20 protein-coding genes, 1 tRNA gene and 1 pseudogene are annotated in these 20,605 nt (G+C 59.4%); 10 read left to right on the forward strand and 12 right to left on the reverse strand.

Translation table 11 applies throughout. The features are described from left to right. Positions 1-2 precede the first annotated feature (2 nt). Both K9B37_RS07745 and K9B37_RS07750 read right to left on the reverse strand, forming a co-directional pair. The gene (locus K9B37_RS07745; protein ID WP_224312489.1) at positions 3-1,505 is read right to left on the reverse strand and encodes a tripartite tricarboxylate transporter permease; all 1,503 of its coding nucleotides are present in this window, start codon (positions 1,503-1,505) and stop codon (positions 3-5) included. Next, positions 1,506-2,168, reverse strand: a complete 663-nt coding sequence (locus tag K9B37_RS07750; protein ID WP_224312490.1) for a tripartite tricarboxylate transporter TctB family protein — start codon at positions 2,166-2,168, stop codon at positions 1,506-1,508. Positions 2,169-2,446: 278 nt separating this feature from the next. On the opposite strand from K9B37_RS07750, the gene K9B37_RS07755 reads away from it, so the two are divergent. From K9B37_RS07755 to K9B37_RS07765, 3 genes are all read left to right on the forward strand, one after another. Then, entirely contained in the window at positions 2,447-3,190 is a 744-nt protein-coding gene (locus tag K9B37_RS07755; RefSeq protein ID WP_224312491.1) for a TerC family protein, read from the forward strand. 79 nt (positions 3,191-3,269) lie between these two features. Next, the gene (locus K9B37_RS07760; RefSeq protein ID WP_224312492.1) at positions 3,270-3,968 is read left to right on the forward strand and encodes an AzlC family ABC transporter permease; all 699 of its coding nucleotides are present in this window, start codon (positions 3,270-3,272) and stop codon (positions 3,966-3,968) included. After that, positions 3,965-4,291 (forward strand): AzlD family protein, encoded by a 327-nt coding sequence (locus tag K9B37_RS07765; RefSeq protein WP_224312493.1) that lies wholly within the window; start codon positions 3,965-3,967, stop codon positions 4,289-4,291. The genes K9B37_RS07760 and K9B37_RS07765 overlap by 4 nt, the downstream gene beginning before the upstream one ends. Here the strand turns inward: K9B37_RS07765 and K9B37_RS07770 are convergent. From K9B37_RS07770 to murA, 5 genes are all read right to left on the reverse strand, one after another. Then, entirely contained in the window at positions 4,253-4,714 is a 462-nt protein-coding gene (locus K9B37_RS07770) for an arsenate-mycothiol transferase ArsC (protein WP_224312532.1), read from the reverse strand. The two genes, K9B37_RS07765 and K9B37_RS07770, sit on opposite strands and share 39 nt — an antisense overlap. 26 nt (positions 4,715-4,740) lie before the next feature. Further along, a complete protein-coding gene (locus K9B37_RS07775) occupies positions 4,741-5,226 on the reverse strand; it encodes a UPF0262 family protein (protein ID WP_224312494.1) in 486 nt (161 codons plus the stop codon). A 15-nt stretch (positions 5,227-5,241) separates the two neighbouring features. Further along, on the reverse strand, positions 5,242-6,534 hold the full coding sequence (gene hisD, locus K9B37_RS07780) for a histidinol dehydrogenase (protein ID WP_224312495.1): 1,293 nt from the start codon (positions 6,532-6,534) through the stop codon (positions 5,242-5,244). Continuing rightward, entirely contained in the window at positions 6,534-6,977 is a 444-nt protein-coding gene (locus K9B37_RS07785; RefSeq protein ID WP_224312496.1) for a DUF2948 family protein, read from the reverse strand. The genes hisD and K9B37_RS07785 overlap by 1 nt, the downstream gene beginning before the upstream one ends. Positions 6,978-7,079: 102 nt before the next feature. Next, complete coding sequence (gene murA, locus K9B37_RS07790) at positions 7,080-8,369, reverse strand: UDP-N-acetylglucosamine 1-carboxyvinyltransferase (protein WP_224312497.1); 1,290 nt, start codon at positions 8,367-8,369, stop codon at positions 7,080-7,082. 375 nt (positions 8,370-8,744) lie between these two features. Here murA and hemA point away from each other — a divergent pair, with 375 nt between their 5' ends. The 3 genes from hemA (at position 8,745) to map (ending at position 11,224) form a co-directional block, all read left to right on the forward strand. Beyond that, on the forward strand, positions 8,745-9,971 hold the full coding sequence (gene hemA, locus K9B37_RS07795) for a 5-aminolevulinate synthase (protein WP_224312533.1): 1,227 nt from the start codon (positions 8,745-8,747) through the stop codon (positions 9,969-9,971). A 63-nt stretch (positions 9,972-10,034) separates the two neighbouring features. Continuing rightward, positions 10,035-10,109: transfer RNA gene (locus K9B37_RS07800), tRNA-Thr, on the forward strand. Positions 10,110-10,474: 365 nt separating this feature from the next. Further along, entirely contained in the window at positions 10,475-11,224 is a 750-nt protein-coding gene (gene map / locus K9B37_RS07805; protein ID WP_224312498.1) for a type I methionyl aminopeptidase, read from the forward strand. A 105-nt stretch (positions 11,225-11,329) separates the two neighbouring features. On the opposite strand, the gene K9B37_RS07810 is transcribed toward map, so the two are convergent. Continuing rightward, positions 11,330-11,737, reverse strand: a complete 408-nt coding sequence (locus K9B37_RS07810; RefSeq protein ID WP_224312499.1) for a translation initiation factor 2 — start codon at positions 11,735-11,737, stop codon at positions 11,330-11,332. Positions 11,738-12,053: 316 nt separating this feature from the next. Here K9B37_RS07810 and cax point away from each other — a divergent pair, with 316 nt between their 5' ends. Next, positions 12,054-13,202, forward strand: a complete 1,149-nt coding sequence (cax, locus tag K9B37_RS07815; protein ID WP_224312500.1) for a calcium/proton exchanger — start codon at positions 12,054-12,056, stop codon at positions 13,200-13,202. A gap of 6 nt (positions 13,203-13,208) precedes the next feature. Continuing rightward, complete coding sequence (locus K9B37_RS07820) at positions 13,209-13,634, forward strand: potassium channel family protein (RefSeq protein ID WP_369414248.1); 426 nt, start codon at positions 13,209-13,211, stop codon at positions 13,632-13,634. A 97-nt stretch (positions 13,635-13,731) separates the two neighbouring features. On the opposite strand, the gene K9B37_RS07825 is transcribed toward K9B37_RS07820, so the two are convergent. Next, the gene (locus K9B37_RS07825) at positions 13,732-15,390 is read right to left on the reverse strand and encodes a SulP family inorganic anion transporter (RefSeq protein WP_224312535.1); all 1,659 of its coding nucleotides are present in this window, start codon (positions 15,388-15,390) and stop codon (positions 13,732-13,734) included. A 1,574-nt stretch (positions 15,391-16,964) separates the two neighbouring features. On the opposite strand from K9B37_RS07825, the gene K9B37_RS07830 reads away from it, so the two are divergent. Next, positions 16,965-17,924 (forward strand): IS1595 family transposase, encoded by a 960-nt coding sequence (locus tag K9B37_RS07830; protein WP_224312501.1) that lies wholly within the window; start codon positions 16,965-16,967, stop codon positions 17,922-17,924. A gap of 194 nt (positions 17,925-18,118) precedes the next feature. Continuing rightward, positions 18,119-18,406, forward strand: coding sequence for a hypothetical protein (locus tag K9B37_RS07835; RefSeq protein WP_224312502.1), 288 nt, complete (start codon positions 18,119-18,121; stop codon positions 18,404-18,406). 160 nt (positions 18,407-18,566) lie between these two features. Here K9B37_RS07835 and K9B37_RS07840 read toward each other — a convergent pair whose 3' ends face one another. The 3 genes and pseudogenes from K9B37_RS07840 to K9B37_RS07850 form a co-directional block, all read right to left on the reverse strand. Next, positions 18,567-18,881: a hypothetical protein gene (locus tag K9B37_RS07840; protein WP_224312503.1), complete on the reverse strand. Its 315-nt coding sequence runs from the start codon at positions 18,879-18,881 to the stop codon at positions 18,567-18,569. Between the two features lie 104 nt (positions 18,882-18,985). After that, the gene (locus K9B37_RS07845; RefSeq protein ID WP_224312504.1) at positions 18,986-19,384 is read right to left on the reverse strand and encodes a hypothetical protein; all 399 of its coding nucleotides are present in this window, start codon (positions 19,382-19,384) and stop codon (positions 18,986-18,988) included. Positions 19,385-20,479: 1,095 nt separating this feature from the next. Then, positions 20,480-20,605, reverse strand: a pseudogene (locus K9B37_RS07850) (integrase core domain-containing protein); the annotation flags it as partial.

A 20,605-nucleotide genomic window follows, 5' to 3' on the forward strand; every position in this document is an offset into this window, starting at 1 on the left:
AGCTACTCGGTGAAGACCTCATCTCTGCCTTTCCGGATCGACGGCAGCAGGGCAAGGGCAAGCAGCACGATTGCGACGAGCAGCAGGCCGGCACTCACCGGCCGGTCAATGAACGTCTCAAGGGATCCGCGCGACAGGATGAGCGCCCGCCGGAGATTTTCCTCCAGAAGTTTGCCGAGCACGAAACCGAGCAGCAGAGGCGCAGGCTCGAAGCCGAACTTGATGAGCAGGTATCCCAGGAGACCGAACACCCCGATGAACATCACGTCCGTCGGCAGCGAATTGATCGAGTAGATACCGATGCAGCAGAACATCAGGATCGCCGGGAACATGAGGTGATAGGGTACCTTGAGCAGGCGTACCCACATGCCCACCATCGGCAAATTGATGATCAGCAGCATCAGGTTGCCGATCCACATGGAGGCGATCATGCCCCAGAACAGATCCGGGTTGCGTGTCATCACCTGCGGCCCGGGAACGATGCCGTGGATCGTCATGGCACCGACCATCAGGGCCATGACGGCATTCGGAGGAATGCCCAGGGTCAGGAGAGGAATGAACGACGTCTGCGCGCCGGCATTGTTGGCGGATTCGGGTCCCGCCACGCCCTCGATGGCGCCACGGCCGAACCGGCTCGGATCCTTGGCGATCTTCTTTTCGATCGTATAGGACGCGAAGGGCCCCAATACCGCTCCGTTGCCTGGAAGAATGCCGAGGATGGCACCGATGAAGGTGCCGCGCACCACGGACGGTCCCGCCTGCCTGAAGTCGTCCCGGTTCGGCAGAAGGCGGCCGATCGCCTGGCGAACCACATCGCGTGTTTCGGTATTCTCGAGATTGCGCAGGATTTCCGCGACACCGAACACACCCATGGCGAGCACCGCGAAATCGATGCCGTCCGTCAGGAACTGCAGCCCGAAGGTCATGCGCTCCTGGCCGGTCTCCAGGTCCGTTCCGACGGTGGAGAGCAGGACGCCGAGGAAGATCATCGACACGGCCTTGAGGATCGACCCCCGCGCTAGAACGACCGCGAAGACCAGGCCCATCACCATAAGCGAGAAATACTCCGCCGGCCCGAAGATCAGGGCGAGCTTTGTCAACGGCGCCCCGAGGGCGGCGATGATGACCGTCGCCACCGTGCCGGCAAAAAACGATCCGATAGCGGCGATACCGAGCGCCACGCCGGCACGGCCCTGACGCGCCATCTGGTGGCCATCGAGCGTCGTGACGACAGACGTCGCCTCGCCCGGAATGTTGACCAGGATCGCGGTGGTCGACCCGCCATACTGCGCACCGTAATAGATCCCGGCCAGCATGATGAGTGCGCCGACGGGATCAAGTCCGAAGGTGATGGGCAGAAGCATCGCGATGGTGGCGATGGGGCCGACGCCGGGCAGCACCCCGATCAGGGTGCCGACGAGGCATCCCATGAAGGCGAGGCCGAGATTCTGCATAGACGCCGCAACGCCGAAACCGAGGCTCAGGTTGGAGATCAGCTCGTTCATTTAGATCTCCTCAGGCTGCCTGACGACGTCGATCTTGCGGCTCTTACGCCCTCGATCCGAGAGATGCATCGCGGCCGCTGCCAGCACCATGAGCGCGGCAAGGAGCCTGAGAATGGCCTTCTGCGACCACGTCGCCGGCAGAAGATCGGCAAGCGCCTGCGGAAAGATAGGGATAGGCAGGTTGAGCAGGTCTCCGAAGAGCACCATGCAGAATGGTGTCAGGCCGAGCGCCAGGACAAGGAGTGGCCGGAACTGAGCTTCCGACGTCGCATAACCGCCGATCACGATGGCGAGCGGCCCAGCAACGATCATTCCAAGCCCAGGAATGACCAGCGGCCCCAGACTGAACGGCCGGATGGTCACCGCAAAAGCCACAACGGCCAAAATCACAAAGAATGGGCCACGCAGACCCCAAGCCTCGAGGGAATCGCCCTCCTTGAGGAGGCCGGAACCCGCGAGGGCCAAGCCACAAAGCCCTACCGCATAGGCGAGCCAATCCGGAAGCATGCCGGGCCCCATGGCGCCGAGACGCCCCTGCGGCAGGTCCCCCGTCAGCCACAGCGCCAGCGCTGCGATGAACACCAGAAACAACCCTGCGGCGAGATTTTGAGACGAGCGGACAAGCCCGCGGCGTTCCCGCACGCGCTCTTGAGACATGGACATTCAGCCTCCCGGCAGAGCGCGTCTGACGCGCACTCCTTTGTTTTTCACGATCGATTTGTGTTCAAATCACTTTCGGGATCACCCAAATCGGCTCAGTTTTCAAGACCTGCCGCCCAAAGGACGGGCTGAAGAGCGTAAGACCTTCGGCTGATCCACTACCCTAGAACGATGAAGTTGCCGGATTTTTGGGCAGATTAGACCTTTGAAACCCGGTCTTTCATATATACCTAAGCAGCCTTATCTCTCGACACGTCTCAAGGATCTCCAGAGCCAGGCGCATGGACTATTTTCTCTCAAGCACATTTCTTCTATCCCTGCTCCAGGTCGTCTGGATCGACATTCTGCTATCGGGCGACAATGCAGTCGTTATTGCCATGGCATGCCGCTCGCTTCCGCCGCATCAGCGCAAGCTCGGCATTTTCCTCGGTGCCAGCGTCGCCGTCGGACTCCGGATCCTCTTCGCCCTGGCCATTTCCTATCTGCTCGGCGTTCCCTATCTGCGCATCGTCGGCGGCCTTCTCCTGTTCTGGATCGCCCTCAAGCTGATCCAGGGAGAAGAGGACGGCGGCCATGAGGTCAAGGCAAGCGAATCGCTATGGAAGGCCGTCCGCACGATCGCGATCGCAGATGCGGTGATGAGCCTGGACAACGTGGTCGCGATTGCGGCAGCGTCGCGTGGCCACCCGGAGCTGTTCATCTTCGGTCTTCTCCTGTCGATCCCGCTGATCATGGTCGGCGCATCGCTGATCACCAACCTCCTGACCCGTTTCCCCATCTTCGTATGGGCCGGTGCGGCACTGCTGGGCTACATCGCCGCCGAGATGATCGTAACGGACCCCGTCATCCTCGGTTGGCTCGCCACCTACCCTCAACTCGTGCTGCCGGATCCGGGACACCCGCCGCTCGATCTCAAGCCCGTGGGCTTGGTGCTCTACAGCGCCGCAGCCGCGGGCGCCCTGATCGTCATCGCCGGCGGCTGGCTGCTCAGCCGCAACGGCCACCGGAAGGAAGCAGAGACCTAAATCATCCAACTCTGGCGAAGGCTGGTGTTGACGTAGGCGGAGCCGGAAGGCATGGAGCAGCGTCAACACCGTGCGATCCATGTCCACCCTTCGCCCGCATTTTTCCTTATCCGGCCTTGTCCATGGCGCCCGGGCGGCCCTTCCGGCCTTTCCGGGCTTCATCGTGTTTGCGATGGCTTTCGGGGCGGCCGCAGCTCAAAAAGGGCTGTCGCTCGGGGAGACTATGGGGCTGAGCGCCTTCGTGTATGCGGGCTCTTCGCAGATGGTCGGTCTCGAAATCTGGCAGAAGGTCTGGTCGCCCGCGACCATCCTCACGATTATGACCGTCACTGCCGTGGTCAACGCCCGCATGATCCTGCTCGGCGCCACGTTGCAGCCCTGGCTGAAGCATGAGCCGAAAGCGCGCAGCGCTCTCAATCTCTTCCTCCTGACCGACGCCGGCTGGCTGATCGGAACGCGCTATCATAGCGAGGGCGGACGCAACACGGGAATGCTGCTCGGTTGCGGGCTAGCTCTCTGGCTCCTTTGGCAGGCCTCGACCTTCCTGGGCTATTTCGCCGGAGCGCTGGTTCCCGAGCCGAAGCGCTTCGGCCTCGATCTGGTGATGCCGATCTTCTTCAGCGTGATGCTCGTGCCATTGTGGAAAGGCGCGAAACCCGCCCTCCCCTGGCTCGTGGCAGGTCTTGTTTCCCTCATCGTTCATGCGCTCATGCCCGGCTATGTCTTCATCATCGCCGGAGCGCTCGCAGGTGTTATCGCCGGGATGGTGATGGAATGAGCGATTTTGCCACCCTCGCCGCTGGCCCCTGGGGCTCGGCTCTGGCCATCGCGGCCATGGCGCTTGCAACTTACCTCTGTCGCATCGCAGGAGCGGTCGTGATGAGCCGGGTCGCGATCACACCGCGGATGGAGCGCGGCCTGCGCGCCCTGCCTGGCTCCATCATCCTCGCAACCGTCCTGCCAATGATTCTCGATGCTGGAGTTCCGGCATTCGTGAGCATTGCAGCCGGAATCGTCGTGATGACCGTGACGCGTTTCGAACTCGCCGGCCTTGCCGCCGGATTAGGGACTCTCAGCCTGATCCGGGCGCTCGGCTTCTGAGCCCTGTTTCAAACGAAGACGAATGCGATAAGACAACCCATCCCTAACGTTACGATAGGCATCAAGCACCTGCTCGCGCGTGCCCTGCGTCAGTGTCGGATCCGGCGTCGGCCAATATTCGACGTCCGCGGCGAGAGTTCGGGTCAGCTCGAGTGCCGTATGATGCGCTTCCGGCGAAAGCGTAATGATCAGATCGAAGTTGAGCCCCTCCCATTCCTCGAGCTCCGTCAGGGTACGCGGCTTATGCTTGCTGCCATCGATGCCGATCTCGTCCAGCGCCGTTACCATGAAGCTGTTGGGCTCTCCCTTCCGGACGCCGGCAGACTGCACATAGATCGACCGGCCGAAATAATGCCGCGCGATCGCCTCCGCCATGGGGGAACGCACCGCGTTCATAGCGCAGACGAAAAGCACGGAATGGATCCGCCTGGATTGCGCCTCCACCGTACTCAGCCCTTCCAGTGCAGTGCGAAGATCAGCGTGAAGATGCGCCGAGCCGTGTCGAAATCGAGAACAAGCTTGCCGTCCAATCGCTTCATCAACAGTTCGGCAGCCTCGTTGTGAAGGCCGCGCCGCCCCATATCGATCGCCTCGATCTGGGCAGCCGAAGCCTCGCGAATGGCTCTGTAATAGCTATCGCAGATGAGTTCGTAGTCGCGGATCGTTCTGCGGAACGGCGTCAGCGACAGGTGATGCGTGACGAGCACCGCGCCATCCTGACTTTTCACCTCGAAACAGAGCTTCTTCTCGATCAGGCCGATATGGAGGAGATAAGGGCCACCCTCGTATTGCGGCAACGCGAAATAGTTCTCTTCGAGAATGTCGTAGATGGCGATGGCCCGCTCATGTTCCTGGTCCGGATTGCCCCGGCCGATGGAGGTCTCATCGAGCGTGACGGCGACCAGTCGGCATCGCTCGTTCGCTTCGCTCGCCATGCGACCTCCGATCCGTCACAGGTTCAGGCGGATCGCCACCGATCGCGCATGCCCCTCAAGCCCTTCCGACCGCCCGAGTGCGATGGCCGCCGGCCCGAGAGCCCGCAACGCTCCCGGATCGCATTTCAGAATCGAGGTCCGCTTCATGAAGTCAAGCACCCCAAGGCCTGACGAGAACCGAGCCGAGCGTGCAGTCGGCAGGACATGGTTCGGCCCGCCCACATAGTCACCGATGGCCTCCGGCGTGTGACTGCCGAGAAAAATCGAGCCTGCATTGCGGACCTTGGCGGCCAAGGCTTCCGCATCTTCGGTTTCGATCTCCAGATGTTCAGGAGCCAGCCGATCGACAAGTGGTACGGCGTCGACAAGGCTCTCGACAAGAATAATCGCCCCGAAGTCGCGCCAGCTTGCACCAGCGATCTCGGCCTTGGGAAGCGTCTGGAGCTGGTGCTCGACAGCTACCTCTACGGCATCGGCAAGCGCCGGGCTGTCCGTCACGAGAATCGACTGAGCGACGGGATCGTGCTCGGCCTGCGCCAGGAGATCCGCCGCGACCCAATCTGGATTGGCATGGGCGTCGGCCAGGATCAGGACTTCCGAAGGGCCGGCGATCATATCGATACCCACCTGGCCGAAGACCCTACGTTTGGCCGCCGCCACATAGGCATTTCCGGGCCCCACGATCTTGGCGACCGGCTGAATGGTGGCGGTTCCATAAGCAAGCGCTGCAACGGCCTGGGCGCCCCCGATGCGGAGGACCTCATCAACACCGGCAAGGCGCGCTGCGGCCAGCACGAGCGGATTGGTCTCGCCTCGCGGCGTCGGTACGACCATCGCAATACGAGGCACGCCCGCCACTTTCGCCGGGACAGCATTCATCAGGACCGAGGACGGATAGCTCGCGCGGCCTCCGGGAACGTAGAGTCCTACGGATTCGATAGCAGTCCAGCGCCAGCCCAGAGTGACGCCGACCGCGTCCGTGGTCATGGCATCCTGCGGACGCTGAGCGCGGTGATAGGTCTCGATACGCGCCTTCGCGAGAGCGAGCGCTTCGAGCGCATCTCTCGAACATTGCGTCTCGGCAGCATCGATTTCAGCATCGGAGATCCGCAGCGTTTCAGGCGTGAGATCAAGCTGGTCGAAACGGCTCGTATAGTCGATAAGCGCGGCATCCCCGCGCGCCACCACATCATCGATAATCACGCGGACAGCCTGATCGACATCCTCCGAGATTTCGCGCTTGGTGGCGAGAAGCGCGGCGAAAGCCTGCGGGAAATCGGGGTCCCGCGCATTCAGCCTTTGCGCCATCAGATGGACTCCGCCGAAGTCTCGCCGTGAGAGGGTCGGCTCTCAGCCGCCCAAACAGGTCCTAAATCTTTCATCTGCATCTCGATGCAATCCACATCGACCTGAATGGCTCCGCCGTCGGCAAAGATCAAGCTCACCGTACCTGACGGTGCATCATGCTCCTCAAAGGAAATCGCCAGGAGATCGAGCACGGCATCCTTGTCGGACTGATCGATGCCTCGAACCCGTACGGCCTTCACCTGCTGAAGATGCATGCCTGTCAGACGTCGTTGGGGCGGCACGGCGGAGCCGGCCTCCCAATCAAAGCGCCGGGCCACGATGGCGAAGCAGCGCTCCTTGGGCAGATAGGCGATATCGCCAACGCGCACGATGGCGTCCTGCAGATGCATCGAAATGACCGTGAGGTCGTCCTGATCGAGAGCGACGAGTTTCAGGAGATCCATGGGCCGAGAACCTATTCTTGAAGCTTTGACAGCTAGGTAGAGAGCCCATGCGCCAAGCGCAACCTCCTGCCGGGTGGAACCCGGCTAGCGCCACGTCGCCGATTAGCCTCTCAGCCGCTCGATTTCCGCGCCGCAGCGGGCGAGCTTGGTCTCCAGAGCCTCGAAACCCCGGTCGAGATGGTAGACCCGGTTGATCGTCGTTTCCCCCTCGGCCACCAGTCCGCCAATAACGAGGGACACGGAAGCCCGCAGATCCGTCGCCATAACAGGAGCCCCTTTGAGGGTCGGGACGCCTTCCACATAGGCGCTGTCGCCATCAAGTCGGATCTTGGCGCCGAGGCGGGCAAGCTCCTGCACGTGCATGAAGCGATTCTCGAAAATGGTCTCGCGGATGCGGGACGTGCCGCCCGCCCGGGTCATCAGGGCCATGAACTGGGCCTGTAGATCGGTCGGGAAGCCGGGGAATGGATCCGTCGTCACATCGACGGGCTGGATTCCATTGCCGTTGCGACGCACCCGGATGCCGCCAAGGGTCGGAGTCACGTCGGCTCCGGCCTGACCGAGCACGTCCAGGGCGAATTGCAGGAGCTCGGAACGGGTGTTCTCAAGCACGATGTCGCCGCCGGTCATGGCGACGGCCATGGCATAGGTCCCCGTCTCGATTCGGTCAGGCAGCACCTCATGGGTCGCGCCACCGAGGCGTGAGACGCCCTCGATCACGATTTCCGACGTCCCGGCTCCCTGGATCTTTGCACCCATCTTGATGAGGCATTCCGCGAGATCGACAACCTCAGGCTCCCGGGCCGCATTGCGGATCACCGTGGTGCCCTCGGCCAGCGTCGCCGCCATCAGAGCGACATGGGTGCCCCCAACCGTCACCTTCGGAAAATCGATTTCCGCGCCCTTGAGACCCTTGGCAGCGGTCGCCACCACATATCCGCCGTCGATTTCGATGGCCGCGCCAAGCTTGGCCAAGGCCATGATGAGCAGGTCGACCGGTCTCGTCCCGATGGCACATCCGCCGGGCATGGACACTTTGGCATGGCCGAAACGGGCCAGAAGCGGGGCAATGACCCAAAAACTCGCCCGCATGGTCGAAACGAGTTCGTAGGGCGCACAGGTATCAATGACTGACCGTGCAGTCAGTCGAATCGTCTGACCGGTCTCGATCGTCTGTCCCGGACGGCGACCGGCGATCATATGATCGACGCCGAAATTGCTCATGATGCGCAGGAGCGAGGAGATGTCCGCCAGGCGCGGCACGTTGCCGAGCTCCAGGGTTTCCTCCGTCAGAAGGCTGGCAATCATGAGAGGCAGGGCCGCGTTCTTGGCACCTGAGATCGGAATCGAGCCTGTGAGAGGCGCGCCGCCCCGGATTCGAATGCGGTCCATGAAAATCCCCTTGCTGCGTCTCATGCGCTATGCCGTTCTATGGCCTGCCAGCCTAGTCGGACGGCTTGTCGCGGTCGCCTGTAACATTGGGCGCAGAATTGTCGGTTCCAGGGCCGCTGGCAACCTTTCGTCCCCGGGCCTGGGCCTTGCGCCTTTTCAAATTCTCTTTCAAGGCCGCCTTCAGACGGTCGGCCCTGTCCTGCGATTTATCCTCGGCCATGCTTCACGCGACCCATCGTCGCCGCGACCCAATAATGGCTTCGCAACGCTGCCTCAACCAGAATATCTCATGACTCCGGCATTGACGGGGATCAATGTCGTCTGGTTCATGCACCGACATGATGTCCGCGTCGCATGGCTGCATCCGGTGAGATGATGGATTACCAAGAGTTCTTTACGTCGGCCCTCGAGCGTCTCCAGTCGGAGCGCCGCTACCGGGTCTTTGCCGACATCGAGCGCCTGGCAGGTCGCTACCCGGACGCGATCTGGCATAGTCCAGCGGGGCCGAGGCCCATCACCGTCTGGTGCTCCAACGATTATCTCGGCATGGGACAGAATCGGGACGTGACCCGTGCCATGGTGGAAACCGCTTGGCGAATCGGCACCGGCGCCGGGGGCACCCGCAACATTTCCGGCAACAGCCACGCTATTGTCGGTCTCGAAATCGAGCTGGCCGATCTCCATGGCAAGGAGGCGGCCCTCGTGTTCACCTCCGGCTACGTGTCGAACCAGACCGGCATCTCGACCCTGGCCAAGCTGATTCCGAACTGCCTGATTCTGTCCGATGCCCTCAACCACAACTCGATGATCGAGGGCGTGCGCCAATCCGGCTGCGAGAAGGCGATTTTCCGCCATAACGACCTCGACCATCTGGAGGAATTGCTCCGAGCCGCAGGCGACCGGCCAAAGCTGATCGCCTTCGAGAGCGTCTATTCCATGGACGGGGACATCTCGCCGATCCACGCGATCTGCGATCTTGCCGAACGCTATGGCGCCATGACCTATCTGGACGAAGTCCATGCGGTCGGAATGTATGGCCCGCGAGGTGGCGGCATCGCCGAGCGCGAGGGCGCCATGCACCGAATCGATGTGATCGAAGGCACCCTCGGCAAGGCCTTCGGGGTCATGGGCGGCTATATCGCCGCAACCAGGGCGATCATCGATGCCGTGCGCAGCTTCGCGCCTGGCTTCATCTTCACGACCGCTCTCCCCCCAGCCGTTGCCGCGGCCGCGACGGCCTCCGTGCGCCATCTGAAAGCTTCCGCTGCCGAGCGGCAGAAGCAGCAGCGTCAGGTGGCCCGGACGAAATCGGTCCTCTCAGCGGCCGGTCTGCCACTCCTGGACACGGTCACGCACATCGTCCCGGTGATGGTGGGCGATGCGGAAGCCTGCAAGGCCGCCTCGGACCGCCTGCTGGACAAGCACGGCATCTATATCCAGCCGATCAACTATCCGACGGTCCCTCGGGGAACCGAGCGCCTGCGGATCACTCCTGGCCCCTTCCACACCGACGCCCACGTGGACTCGCTCGCCCGAGCCCTGGTCGAGGTCTGGACCGCCCTGAACCTGCCTCTGGCTTCCAAGATCGCTGCGGCGGAATAAATTTGAACTTCAAACTTGCGCCGGGCGCTCCCCTGTGGCAGTAACCCGGCGCGCCCAACGCATGCTGCCGTAGCTCAGTGGTAGAGCACTCCCTTGGTAAGGGAGAGGTCGAGAGTTCAATCCTCTCTGGCAGCACCATTTTCCCCTTGGAAAACCAAGGTTTTTTGATTTTATGGGTGCTTTTCGCAGATTGAAATCGATGCATGTTCCTGCATCAACTCTGACATGCCGAATCTCGGTTTGTTCATCGTAAGTGGTGCTCGCTGCGCCGATAGTCGTCGCCGCATTGCGTCAGAGCCAATAGGCGCACAATTGGGATGCTGCGCCGAGCACAATTAATACGGTCCTCCAGCCTGCGCCCGCTTTGAAAAACGCAATGGCCACGCCGCGCCTGAACGCAACTTGATCCGACCTCGCAGTCGGTCTTCCGCGAATTTTTGGCACATTCCCGTTTGTGCGTCGCGTTCACAAGCGCTATGTCCCGGCTTTCGGAAGAGCCTGATATGACAATCTCGAATGACAACGACCTCGCCCTCCTGAAGGAGATCGGGCGGATCGTCGCCAATACCCTTGAGGCGATGGGGAAGGCCCTTGAGCCGGGCATGACCACCGCTGAACTCGACCAGATTGGGCGAAACCTCCTGGAGGCTGAAGGCGCGCGTCCGGCTCCGGAGTTGGCCTACGCTTTTCCAGGGGCGACCTGCATCAGCGTGAACGAGGAAATCGCTCACGGTATTCCCGGCGCCCGACGGATCGAGCGTGGCGACCTGGTCAATATCGACGTTTCCGCCGAGAAGAACGGCTTTTATGCGGATACGGGCGCCTCGTTCGCCGTTCCACCTGTCACCCGCGCGATCGAACGTCTTTGCAAGGATGGCCGACGGGCCATGTGGACGGGGCTGCGCCAAGTGGGAGCCGGCAAACCGATTGCCGGTATCGGTCAAGCCGTCGGGGCCTTCGCACGAAAAAACGGCTACAGTCTCGTCAGAAACCTTGCCAGTCACGGTGTCGGCTTGTCGCTCCATGAGGAGCCGACAGAGATCGCCACATGGCCCGATGCCTCTGAACGTCGCATCATGAGCGACGGCCTGGTGTTCACGGTCGAGCCATTCCTGTCCTTGGGCGCAGAGTGGGCCGAGGATGGTGACGATCCATGGACGCTCTACAGCAGCCCCAAGGCTCCTACCGTTCAGTACGAACATACCGTTGTCGCAACCCGAAGCGGACCTTTGATCGTGACAATGGCCGGCTGAGGTCTTCTCCGCCGGGGTCTGAGACTTCTCTCTGTTTCACAAATGTCCTTACCTGCCATTGTGAATCCGTGAACCTTGAGCTTCGCAGGATCGGGCAACCGTAGATCAGGAGGGCCCGGCACGACGAACCGGCACAAGGTCAATTTGAGCGGGGTTGGGCCTGTGATCCAACATCGCCCCGTCTGCAGCATCCAGGACGAGACCAACCGATCCTCCTGGAAGGATCGCGTTTCCAAGGACCCCCGGAGCGGCCTGCTCGGTGAGCACCGCTTTCACGAGCACGGAGCCTTGTCGATATCCTCGCGCTTGCGCGTAGGCGGTGAACTCCACCTTCCGGTCGACCTTCACGGCGCACGGGGAGCGGGGGCATTCGTGCCCGAGAGACGTCCAGATCCGGGCGGATGCTGGGCTGGTGGTGATGGTCACTATCTCGTTGGTCCCACGCGTGACTGTATTGCAGGCGGCCAATGACAGGACCGAGGCCGCTGCATATCCCAGAACGCTCATTCGCATGGATTGCCCTCTCGCTTGGATGAGTTCCTACGAGCTCACCATCATCAGCAGGTAGCGCTCGCGGCCAAGTTAGCCAGAGAAGGCAGCAAGCCCAACGTCAGCGGGCGCTCGTAAAGGGTAGGGAAACGGCAGCGGATGAGCCGGGACCGATATCCTGAGTTCTTGCAGATCTCGCATTCAGGCGGCGGGACCGAGGCTGTTCCGTGGTGTGAGTGACCCAAACCGTCAATTGACTGTCCCTGTCGATCAAGCACCGCGCGCAGCCCGCGCTAGGGTAATACCTCGCTGGGCCCGCGCTGGGAGCAGGGACGAGGTCATGACGGACAAGCCATATCCCGATGCACACCCGCTGGCTGCTGCGCCTCAGCCTAGGTCATCCCTGCTGAGGCCATCGGTCCTATGGCTCCTGGTCCTCGCGCCAGTTGCCGCCATTTTCGACCGCGCCGGTACCGTCCCGGCCGGCGTCGTCTTCTTCTGCGCCGCCCTCGCCATCGTGCCGTTCGCCAAGCTCATCGTGCAGGGGACTGAACAGGTTGCCGCCCACACGGGCGCCACGATCGGCGGTCTTCTCAACGCCACCTTCGGCAACCTGCCGGAACTGATTATCGCCATGGTTGCCCTGCGGGCCGGTCTGCTGGACATGGTGCGCGCCTCCATCGTCGGAGCACTGCTCGCCAACCTGCTCGTTGCGCTCGGTCTCTCCTTCCTACTCGGTGGCCGGCGTCACCACGACCAGGCGTACAACGTGGATGGGGTACGGACCTACTCGTCGACGATGGTGCTAGCCTGGATCAGTCTGGCGCTGCCGAGCGCGTTCCACCGCGCCCTCGAGACCGAACCCCACCTAGGCGTGCACGACACCCTGGATCTGGTCGTGGCGATCATTCTGCTCGGTCTCTATGGGCTCTTCCTGCTCTATTCGCTGCGGACCCACCCGGAGATCTTCGCCGAGCTCAACGCCCCTCCATCGGACGAGGAGGCGGGAGAGCATCCGAGTCTCGCAAGGGGGATCGTGACTCTGCTCGTCGCATCTCTCGGAGCCGCATGGATGAGTGAGATTCTTGTCGGCGCGGCCGAGCAGGCCGGGCACGCGCTGGGCATGTCGCAGATGTTCATGGGGCTGATCGTGCTTGCGCTCGTCGGCGGTGCGGCCGAGTCCGGATCGGCCATCGCCATGGCGCGCGCCAACCGTCCGGATCTCAGCATCGGCATCGCGCTCGGGAGCTGCGTGCAGATCGCATTGTTCGTGGCACCGATCCTGTTGCTAGTCGCACCGGCCCTGGGCCAGCCACAGTTCCAGCTGGTGTTCTCGCAGGCCGAGATGTGGATGCTGTTCGGGGCGGTGCTCCTTGGCGCGACCGTCACCACGACGGGCCACTCCACCTGGTTCAGAGGGGCGCAACTGCTCGCGCTCTACCTCATCATCGCCGCCATCCTCTATCTGATCCCGGCCAACTCGCCGTAGGACGCGATGATGCTGCGACAACTCCTCCTCGGCGGAGCCGTCAGCCTGGGCAACATCGCCATCCATGCGGTCGTCATGACGACAGTCGTAGGCACTGCCCGTAATGCCTCGAAGTGGAATCGCCACCAATCTCACGTTTGGCTCGCCGCTGTCATGGTCGTGACGGTCGGAGTTCTGATGGTTGCGCACATCGCGGAGGTCGTTACGTGGGCGTTTGCCTATGCGATCCTGGATGTGGTGCCCGCCGGAACGAACGCTCTGTACTTCGCCTTCGTCAATTACACGACGCTCGGTTACGGCGACGTCGTGCCGGTCGAGCGCTGGCGGCTGCTTGGGCCGATGGCCGCGATGAATGGCGTGCTGCTGTTCGGCTGGTCCACCGCGGTGATCTTCGAGGTGTTGAGACAGGCTATGCGCCGCCGCGAGCCATGAACGTCGAAAGGCAATGCTGTGAGCCAACTGCTCAGTGAGCTCCATCGTGCTTCACTAGAAACGTGCACTTGATCTCGGCAAGCATGGTGAAGTCCTTTCACGTTGTCCCCTGGTATCGCGACACGGCCGCGTCAATCGTGGGATAGAAGCGTGCCTCGCCGAACCGGTCGAACAGCCCGAAGCGTCGCAGCTTGTCCTTGACCGGATCCTTCAGCTCAGCGAACCGAAGCTCGATGTCTCGCGCCGTCAGGGTCTCGTCAAGCTCCATCAGGGAATCGGCAGCAGTGACGTCGACGCTTGTGACCGGTGCCGCCGCAACAACGACGCACCGCACCGGCGTCGGCGATTCCGCCACCGCACCGAGAACCCGCTCGCGGAACAACTCCGCGTTGGCGAAAAACAGCGGTGCATCCCAGCGGAACAGAACCAAGCCGGGAATCCGATGAGCCTCCGGATATCGCGTGACGTCATGGTAGCCTTCGACGCCGGCTGGACGTCCCAGGACCGCAGAGTATGGACGCCATCCGTCCCACAGGAACTCGATCACCGCGATCACGATCGCCAAGCCGATTCCAGGAATAGCGCCGAACACGGCCACGCCGGCGAAGCACGCGATCGACAGCCAGAATTCCCAGCGTTGGATGCGATAGATTCGCTTGAGGTCGGCTATCTCGAACAGACCGATGGCCGATGCGATCACGACAGCCGCGAGTGCGGCGCTTGGAAGGTTCCGTAAAAGGTTAGGGGCCACCAGTAGCAGCACCGCGATGGCGAGCGCACCGACGATGCCGGTCAATTGCGTACGCGCCCCGGCAGCCTCGGCCACAGGCGTGCGTGAGCTGCTGCTGCTGATCGGGAAGCCTTGGAAGAACCCGGTGGCGAGATTGGCGGCCCCAAGCCCCACCATCTCCTGGTTGGGATCGACATTGGTGCGGGTCCGTGCGGCATAGGCGCGGGAGAGAACGCTGGTGTCGGCGAACGACACCATGGCGACGGCGCAGCCCCCGATCAGTACGGGAACGATGTCTCCCATTCCGATCCTGGGGATCGTGAAACCGGGCAGGCCCTCAGGCAGGGAGCCGAGGATCGAGACGTGATGGCGCTCCGCGAGGTCGAATATGCCGACGACGACGGCGGCACCGACGACGGCGACCAGGATTCCGGGCACGCGTCTGCCCCGCAGCAATAGGATGGTCGCCAGCGTTCCCAAGCCAATCGCAAGGGCGACCCAATTCGTTCTGCCGGCTAGGATGGCTCCGCCGATCGCCGAGAGGTCGCGCAACGGCCCCGTGCTCTCAACCGAGAAGCCGAAAAGCTTGGGGAGCTGGCTGATCAGGACCGTCAAGGCAATACCATTCATGTAGCCATAGCGGATCGGCTTGGACAGGAGCTCGGTCACGAAACCCAGATGCGCGAACCCAGCCAGGACCAAGACCGCCCCCGACACGAGCGCCATCATGCCGCCCAGGGCGACGGCACGCTGCGGATCTCCGCCGGATAGCGGGAGCACAATGCCGAGAATGACGGCTGCGAGGGCCGAGTCCGGCCCCAGGACGAGAATGCGACTTGGTCCGAACACCGCGTAGACCAGGAGCGGGACAATGGTGGCATAGAGGCCGCAGATGCCCGGTAGGCCGGATGCCACGGCATAGGCGATCCCGACCGGAACGAGCATGGTCGCCAGCACTAGACCGGCGACGACGTCGTGTCCGAGCCATGCGACCTCATACCGAAGAAGAGTGCCGAGGCCGGGCATCCAGCGCAACCATTCGGCCCCATGCCGGCCTGCCGCAATGCCGCTTTCCGCAGCCGGCGCCGTTGAAGCTTCCAACGGATCGAGAGGAGGCGGATTCAGGGGGCTCGTACTGGCCATGACCACGCTCCGAACTTCTCCCACATGGGCTCGGTATCGTGCGGGCATGATGTACCAGGGCCAGTGCGTATCGGCTGCGCAACCCATCCCGGCCGAAATCGCCGATCCATCGTGGGCTTCTCCCGAACTTGTTTTCTACGGTTGCATTGAGGAGCTGCATTCCCTCATGCTTCCGCAGGAGCGCTCATCATCGCGCCAATTGGACTGATCGGCTTGACGCTTTGGGACAGGCCGTTGCCTGGTTGGGACAGCGGGAAAGCGCCGATTCAGTCCGCGCGTCGAGCTCAATTGTCACCCAAGGCTACGGATGCTTTGGTGCGTCTGGCCGTGACGTGGGTGATCCCGCCAGTTGGCATGATGCATAGGGCGACAACGTCCGGATTTGGCACGGCCTGACCTTCATCAAGTGCCGCGACAGGATCATTGCTTGGGAGTAGAATGACTTATGTAGCGTTCCCCCGACGCTCTAACGAGCGCCGCCAGCCCATCCGGGAAAGCGGCTATGCCTCTTAAGCTTGATTTCTATGCTGCTATTCTCCTGGTCACTTTCGGGGCGCCAAGCGAGGCCCACGACACCTACTCACATCTGAAGGACCTCTGGGGGAACAGCTGTTGCAATGACCAGGATTGCCGGCCAGCTCCCTACCGTCTGAGCCCAGGCGGTGTGCAAATGTTCGTCAATGGAGAGTGGATCGACGTTCCGGACCACGTGATCCAGTATCGGGCATTAGTCGGGGATTCTGGCGAGACCGGAGGCGGCCATTGGTGCGGCCGAACTTACCAAGCGCACGATGGTCGGTCATTCCAAGTCACTCAATGCGCAATCTTGCCCCCGAATGCTACCAATCTCGTTAGGACGCCCTTTGCTGTCAGCGGACGTGAGATTCATGGTGACCCATAGACGCCATATACAGTTCTCCGAGAATTTCGGCAGGAGAATCGAAAAGTCGCCCTCCGGCACTAAGCGCACCACGCACGTCGCTCAGGCGTCCCTCCGCTCGTCATAAGTGACGATCTGGAGAGTTCCATCGGGCAAAGGCTGCTGAAGGTTCAAGGCGCAACTCCTTCCCGACTGAGAACGCAAAACCTGCATGGCAACCAAGCGATGGGTGATCCTGTGTTTCAATGGATTTCGAAGTCTTCACTAGAATTTATGTCGTTGCGCCGGTGACCAACTTTCCAGCCGTCACCAAGCCCAAAGCAGAAAAGAAAATCGCATTAATCCCCTGACCTAGATAACCACTATATGTAGTGGCAGTACATCTTTAATATAAAAGCGATCTAGGATCATATCAGACGGCATTCGCTTCATTTCAGGTAGGGGGATAGCACCCATCCAAAATATATAACACGGCTCATCGTAGCAAACAACTTTGATTTGATATAAATTTTCATTCCAGACTCTTGTAATGCCGAGCTTCCGACCTCATTTTTCCCATCCAGGGGGGCAGAAGACTATGAATTATGTTGAGTATCAGAAGAAATTTCCAACCGAACAAACGGTCATCAATCACTTCATCCAGATTAGGTACGGTTCTTCCGTTCCTCATTGCCATCTTTGCGGTGGCGTGAACCGTGTTGTGCCTGAAAGAGGCCGACCAAAGTTCTTCCATTGCAACGACTGCAATTCAAGTTTTTCGGTTTTCAAGGACACGATCTTTGAAAAGTCGTCCACGGACCTGCGCGATTGGATGTTTGCTATTCACCTCTTCCTGAACGGGAAGAAGGGCATTTCCGCTTATCAATTGAAGCGAGAGGTTCCTGTCACCTATAAAACAGCGTGGCGTATGCTGAAGCAAATTCGCATTGCCATGGGCAATGTAGACAAACCTGAATTCGCTCAAACCATCATTGAGATTGACGAAACCTATGTCGGCGGCAAGCCGCGCAAGGAGAATCGTCGCAAGGATGATGACGGCAATCCTACTGCCAAGAGCAAACGTGGTCGCGGCACGTCCAAGACGCCTGTTGTTGGTGTTCTAGATCGTACCACGAAGAAGATTCATGCTCGCGTGGCCGTGCCTAATAAGAACGGCCAAATGCTAACAGGCAAGCAGCTTCTTGATGTGCTGCATCAGGTCGTCAAGGGCAAGAGCACCGTTATGACTGATGAATTCAGCGGCTATAAAATTCTGGCGAAGACAGAGCATCTGCACTTCCGCATCGATCACACGAAGGCATTTGCGGATGGCTTCGTGCATACCAACAACGTCGAGAACTTTTGGGGCAACGTGAAGCGTGGCATCATCGGCATTTATCATCAGGTGTCGAAGCACTACCTTCAGAGCTACATCGATGAATTCTGCTTTCGGCACAACAATCGGAAGAACGAAAACATGTTCGATACGCTTCTAGGCCAGTGCGTGATGAAGAAGGTTGTCGTTCATTCGACTGAACCAGAGCTATGTGCTGCATAGACGATGATAGTTACAAACTTTGATAGTTTGAAAGTTTCAAAGTAAGTAAATAGTATTCATAAAGTTCAATGTAATTATATTCTTGCGCATAATACGAATCAGAGCTAGAAGGCCGGTGTTCGTAGGGTTCGCCCCCGCCGAACATCAACTGAGAATGGCCATTCTCTTCTTTTCTTGCTTTGTAAGGGCTCACAATGACGCGCAACCAAAAGCTTACGCCAAAAGAAATTGCTTTTCGAAGGTTGTGGCAGATTATTCAGAAAAATAAACATCTAGGCTTCAATATAGACAATACTCTAAGGGGCATACCTAGAGATTTTATACGAGATTTATATCGTAAAACCTATAATAAATCTGCTTCAGAGGAAGAATTGCAATTAGGTATAGCTGCAATTCTCGAATCTGGAAAAGGAAAGGCTAGCAATATTAATGTTGATGATGTCGAATATGAATGTATAGTTATTGCAATTTCAATCTCTTAACAAACTCTGCAATTTCCTGCTTATCTTCATAAACCTTAAGGATAATAATCTTCTTGCCATCTGTGTAATATACGTCGCCTGCTCGCAAATTTATCATGATTATACTCCTTCTTATTAAATGAACAGAGGGAATTTCCCTCTGTTCTATATAGTATACTAATTATTCAACCTTCTTTGCTTTTGGAAAGAAGGATTTCAATACGTCCACTTCCTTCACTGGTCCGAAGTAACAAGCCGACATGTCTTCTGGATCAAATACGAAAACCAGATCATGACTGGCGCTTAGTCCAGCACATGCCTTTTTGGCTAATTCAGACGTGCTGAGACCAGAATTAACAAGCATGAAAGAGGTCGGTTCGGCCCAAAACCCATTGGTAGAGTAGACATTATCGATGAGTCTTTGACGCCGCTCTGAAGGTGTCTTCCCACCAACGGTCTGTTCAGCAATACGGAATGTAAGGCAGTAGTTGTACATGTGCCCCTCTATGGCTGGTTGCTACAGGCAATCCACTACCACAGCGGGCATTAACTCGGAATATTCCCGCCTTGGTGGAACACAAGATGTTGTGGCTATCTACGTCAGGGGATTAATGCGAAGAAAATTTGAAAGGAGTTGATGATCGCCAAACCGAAGGCCACACGCTTGTCATAGGGCGACAGGCGCGTCGCTGCGTTTTCATCCAGCCGCGGATCCGCAATGGCCTGCCAGCATAAGAATAGCGAGATTGCCAGCGACACAAGATATCCGAGCCAGAGAACTTCACTTGCCCGTACATGGAGCAACAGGGAGAGACCGATCCATATCCCCCAAACGGCCGTCGTAGCTCCGGCGAAAGTTCGAATTGTTTCCTTCGTTACGAAAACCGGCGTGACTGAAGACGTTGCTGCTGCTGCCGGCTGCGGAGCACCGCGAGGAGGCGAAGGTTGGATCGATATCGGCCTATTGATCAGTTTCTGAAGACGATTTGGCCGCGCCATGGCTGACTCCCTCTTCTCATGAAATTCGCCCCGTTATGACAAACTCAACCTGAAGCTGCCGATCAGAGGCCCACGCCCTGATACAATTTTCGCTCTCCGCGGATGCGGTATGGAGGAAGAAGACTAAGGGCCCCAGTGGCCCCTTCAGCGCAACGCCGAGCACTGGACCGTGTCCAAGAAATCGACGTGTTGCTTCTTCGAGAGCCCGTATGAATTCCGTCGTCGATCGCTTCACGTCGCGATAGCCATCCCAAAGTGGTTCAAGATCGGTTCGATCGGATTCGCAAAGGCTAAATCTACGCCTTCAGCAACGGCAAACACCATTCCGACCGCCGATTGATTGGCAGAGTCGACAACAACAGCGCCGGAATCTCCCTGTTTCGCGAACTCAGCGACACTGCCGACGATCCCGAATTGATCGAAGAAGAGAGCGTCTCCCTTGCCGGGATACGAAGTCAGAAAGTTTGCACGATATAATAAGCTGCCGCTCGTGTAGGCCGTCTCACTACCGTGCTTTTCTACGGCGAGAGGTGCAAACGAGGAATAACCGTAGCTCCCGCTGAGCTTCCCGATTGTACGAATTTTCTCATCAACATCCGATAAATTGACCGGCTTTGCGATAGCGGCATCGAAATAGTTCGCTGTGTTTCCACCAAGCACTATCGCCGCAAAGTCATGAAGAATTCCAATCTTGTCCGAGTTCGTACCGCCATTATTGGGTCCGGGGGACCAAATGGAATCAATGTTCCGGACTCCGCCGTTCACACAAGCAATCACGTGATTGCAGCTTAAGATAAAACGATCCCCGATCACATTTTCAACCAAACAACCGAATGTGCCCGTATGGCCGGATGATGCTCCCTCACCGAGACTGTCTCCTCCGCATGCCGGCCTCGCGGCGGAGACTATGCGCCCAGTTACCCACTGACGTAAGGAAGCGCCCTTTCTTTCCAAAAGGGGCGCAAACCTTTCGAACTCTCGCTCGAAATCAGGCATGTACTCCCGAGTCAGAATGGTTAGCTCCGACAGGTTCTCCATCGACTGGGCAACGCCGACGACGCCCAATCGCCTGAGAGGAGCTTCGGTATGAAGCACCGCTGAGCTGAACGGGATCGCGTAAGCCCACTCGCGCAGGAGCGTTTGGATGAAGCGCTCGGCCTTGCCATTGGTTTTCGGCGTGTAAGGCCTCGTTCGAATGTGTCGGATCCCAAGCATCTGCAG

It is taken from the genome of Microvirga puerhi, assembly GCF_020089865.1.
Taxonomy (GTDB): Bacteria; Pseudomonadota; Alphaproteobacteria; order Rhizobiales; family Beijerinckiaceae; genus Microvirga; species Microvirga puerhi.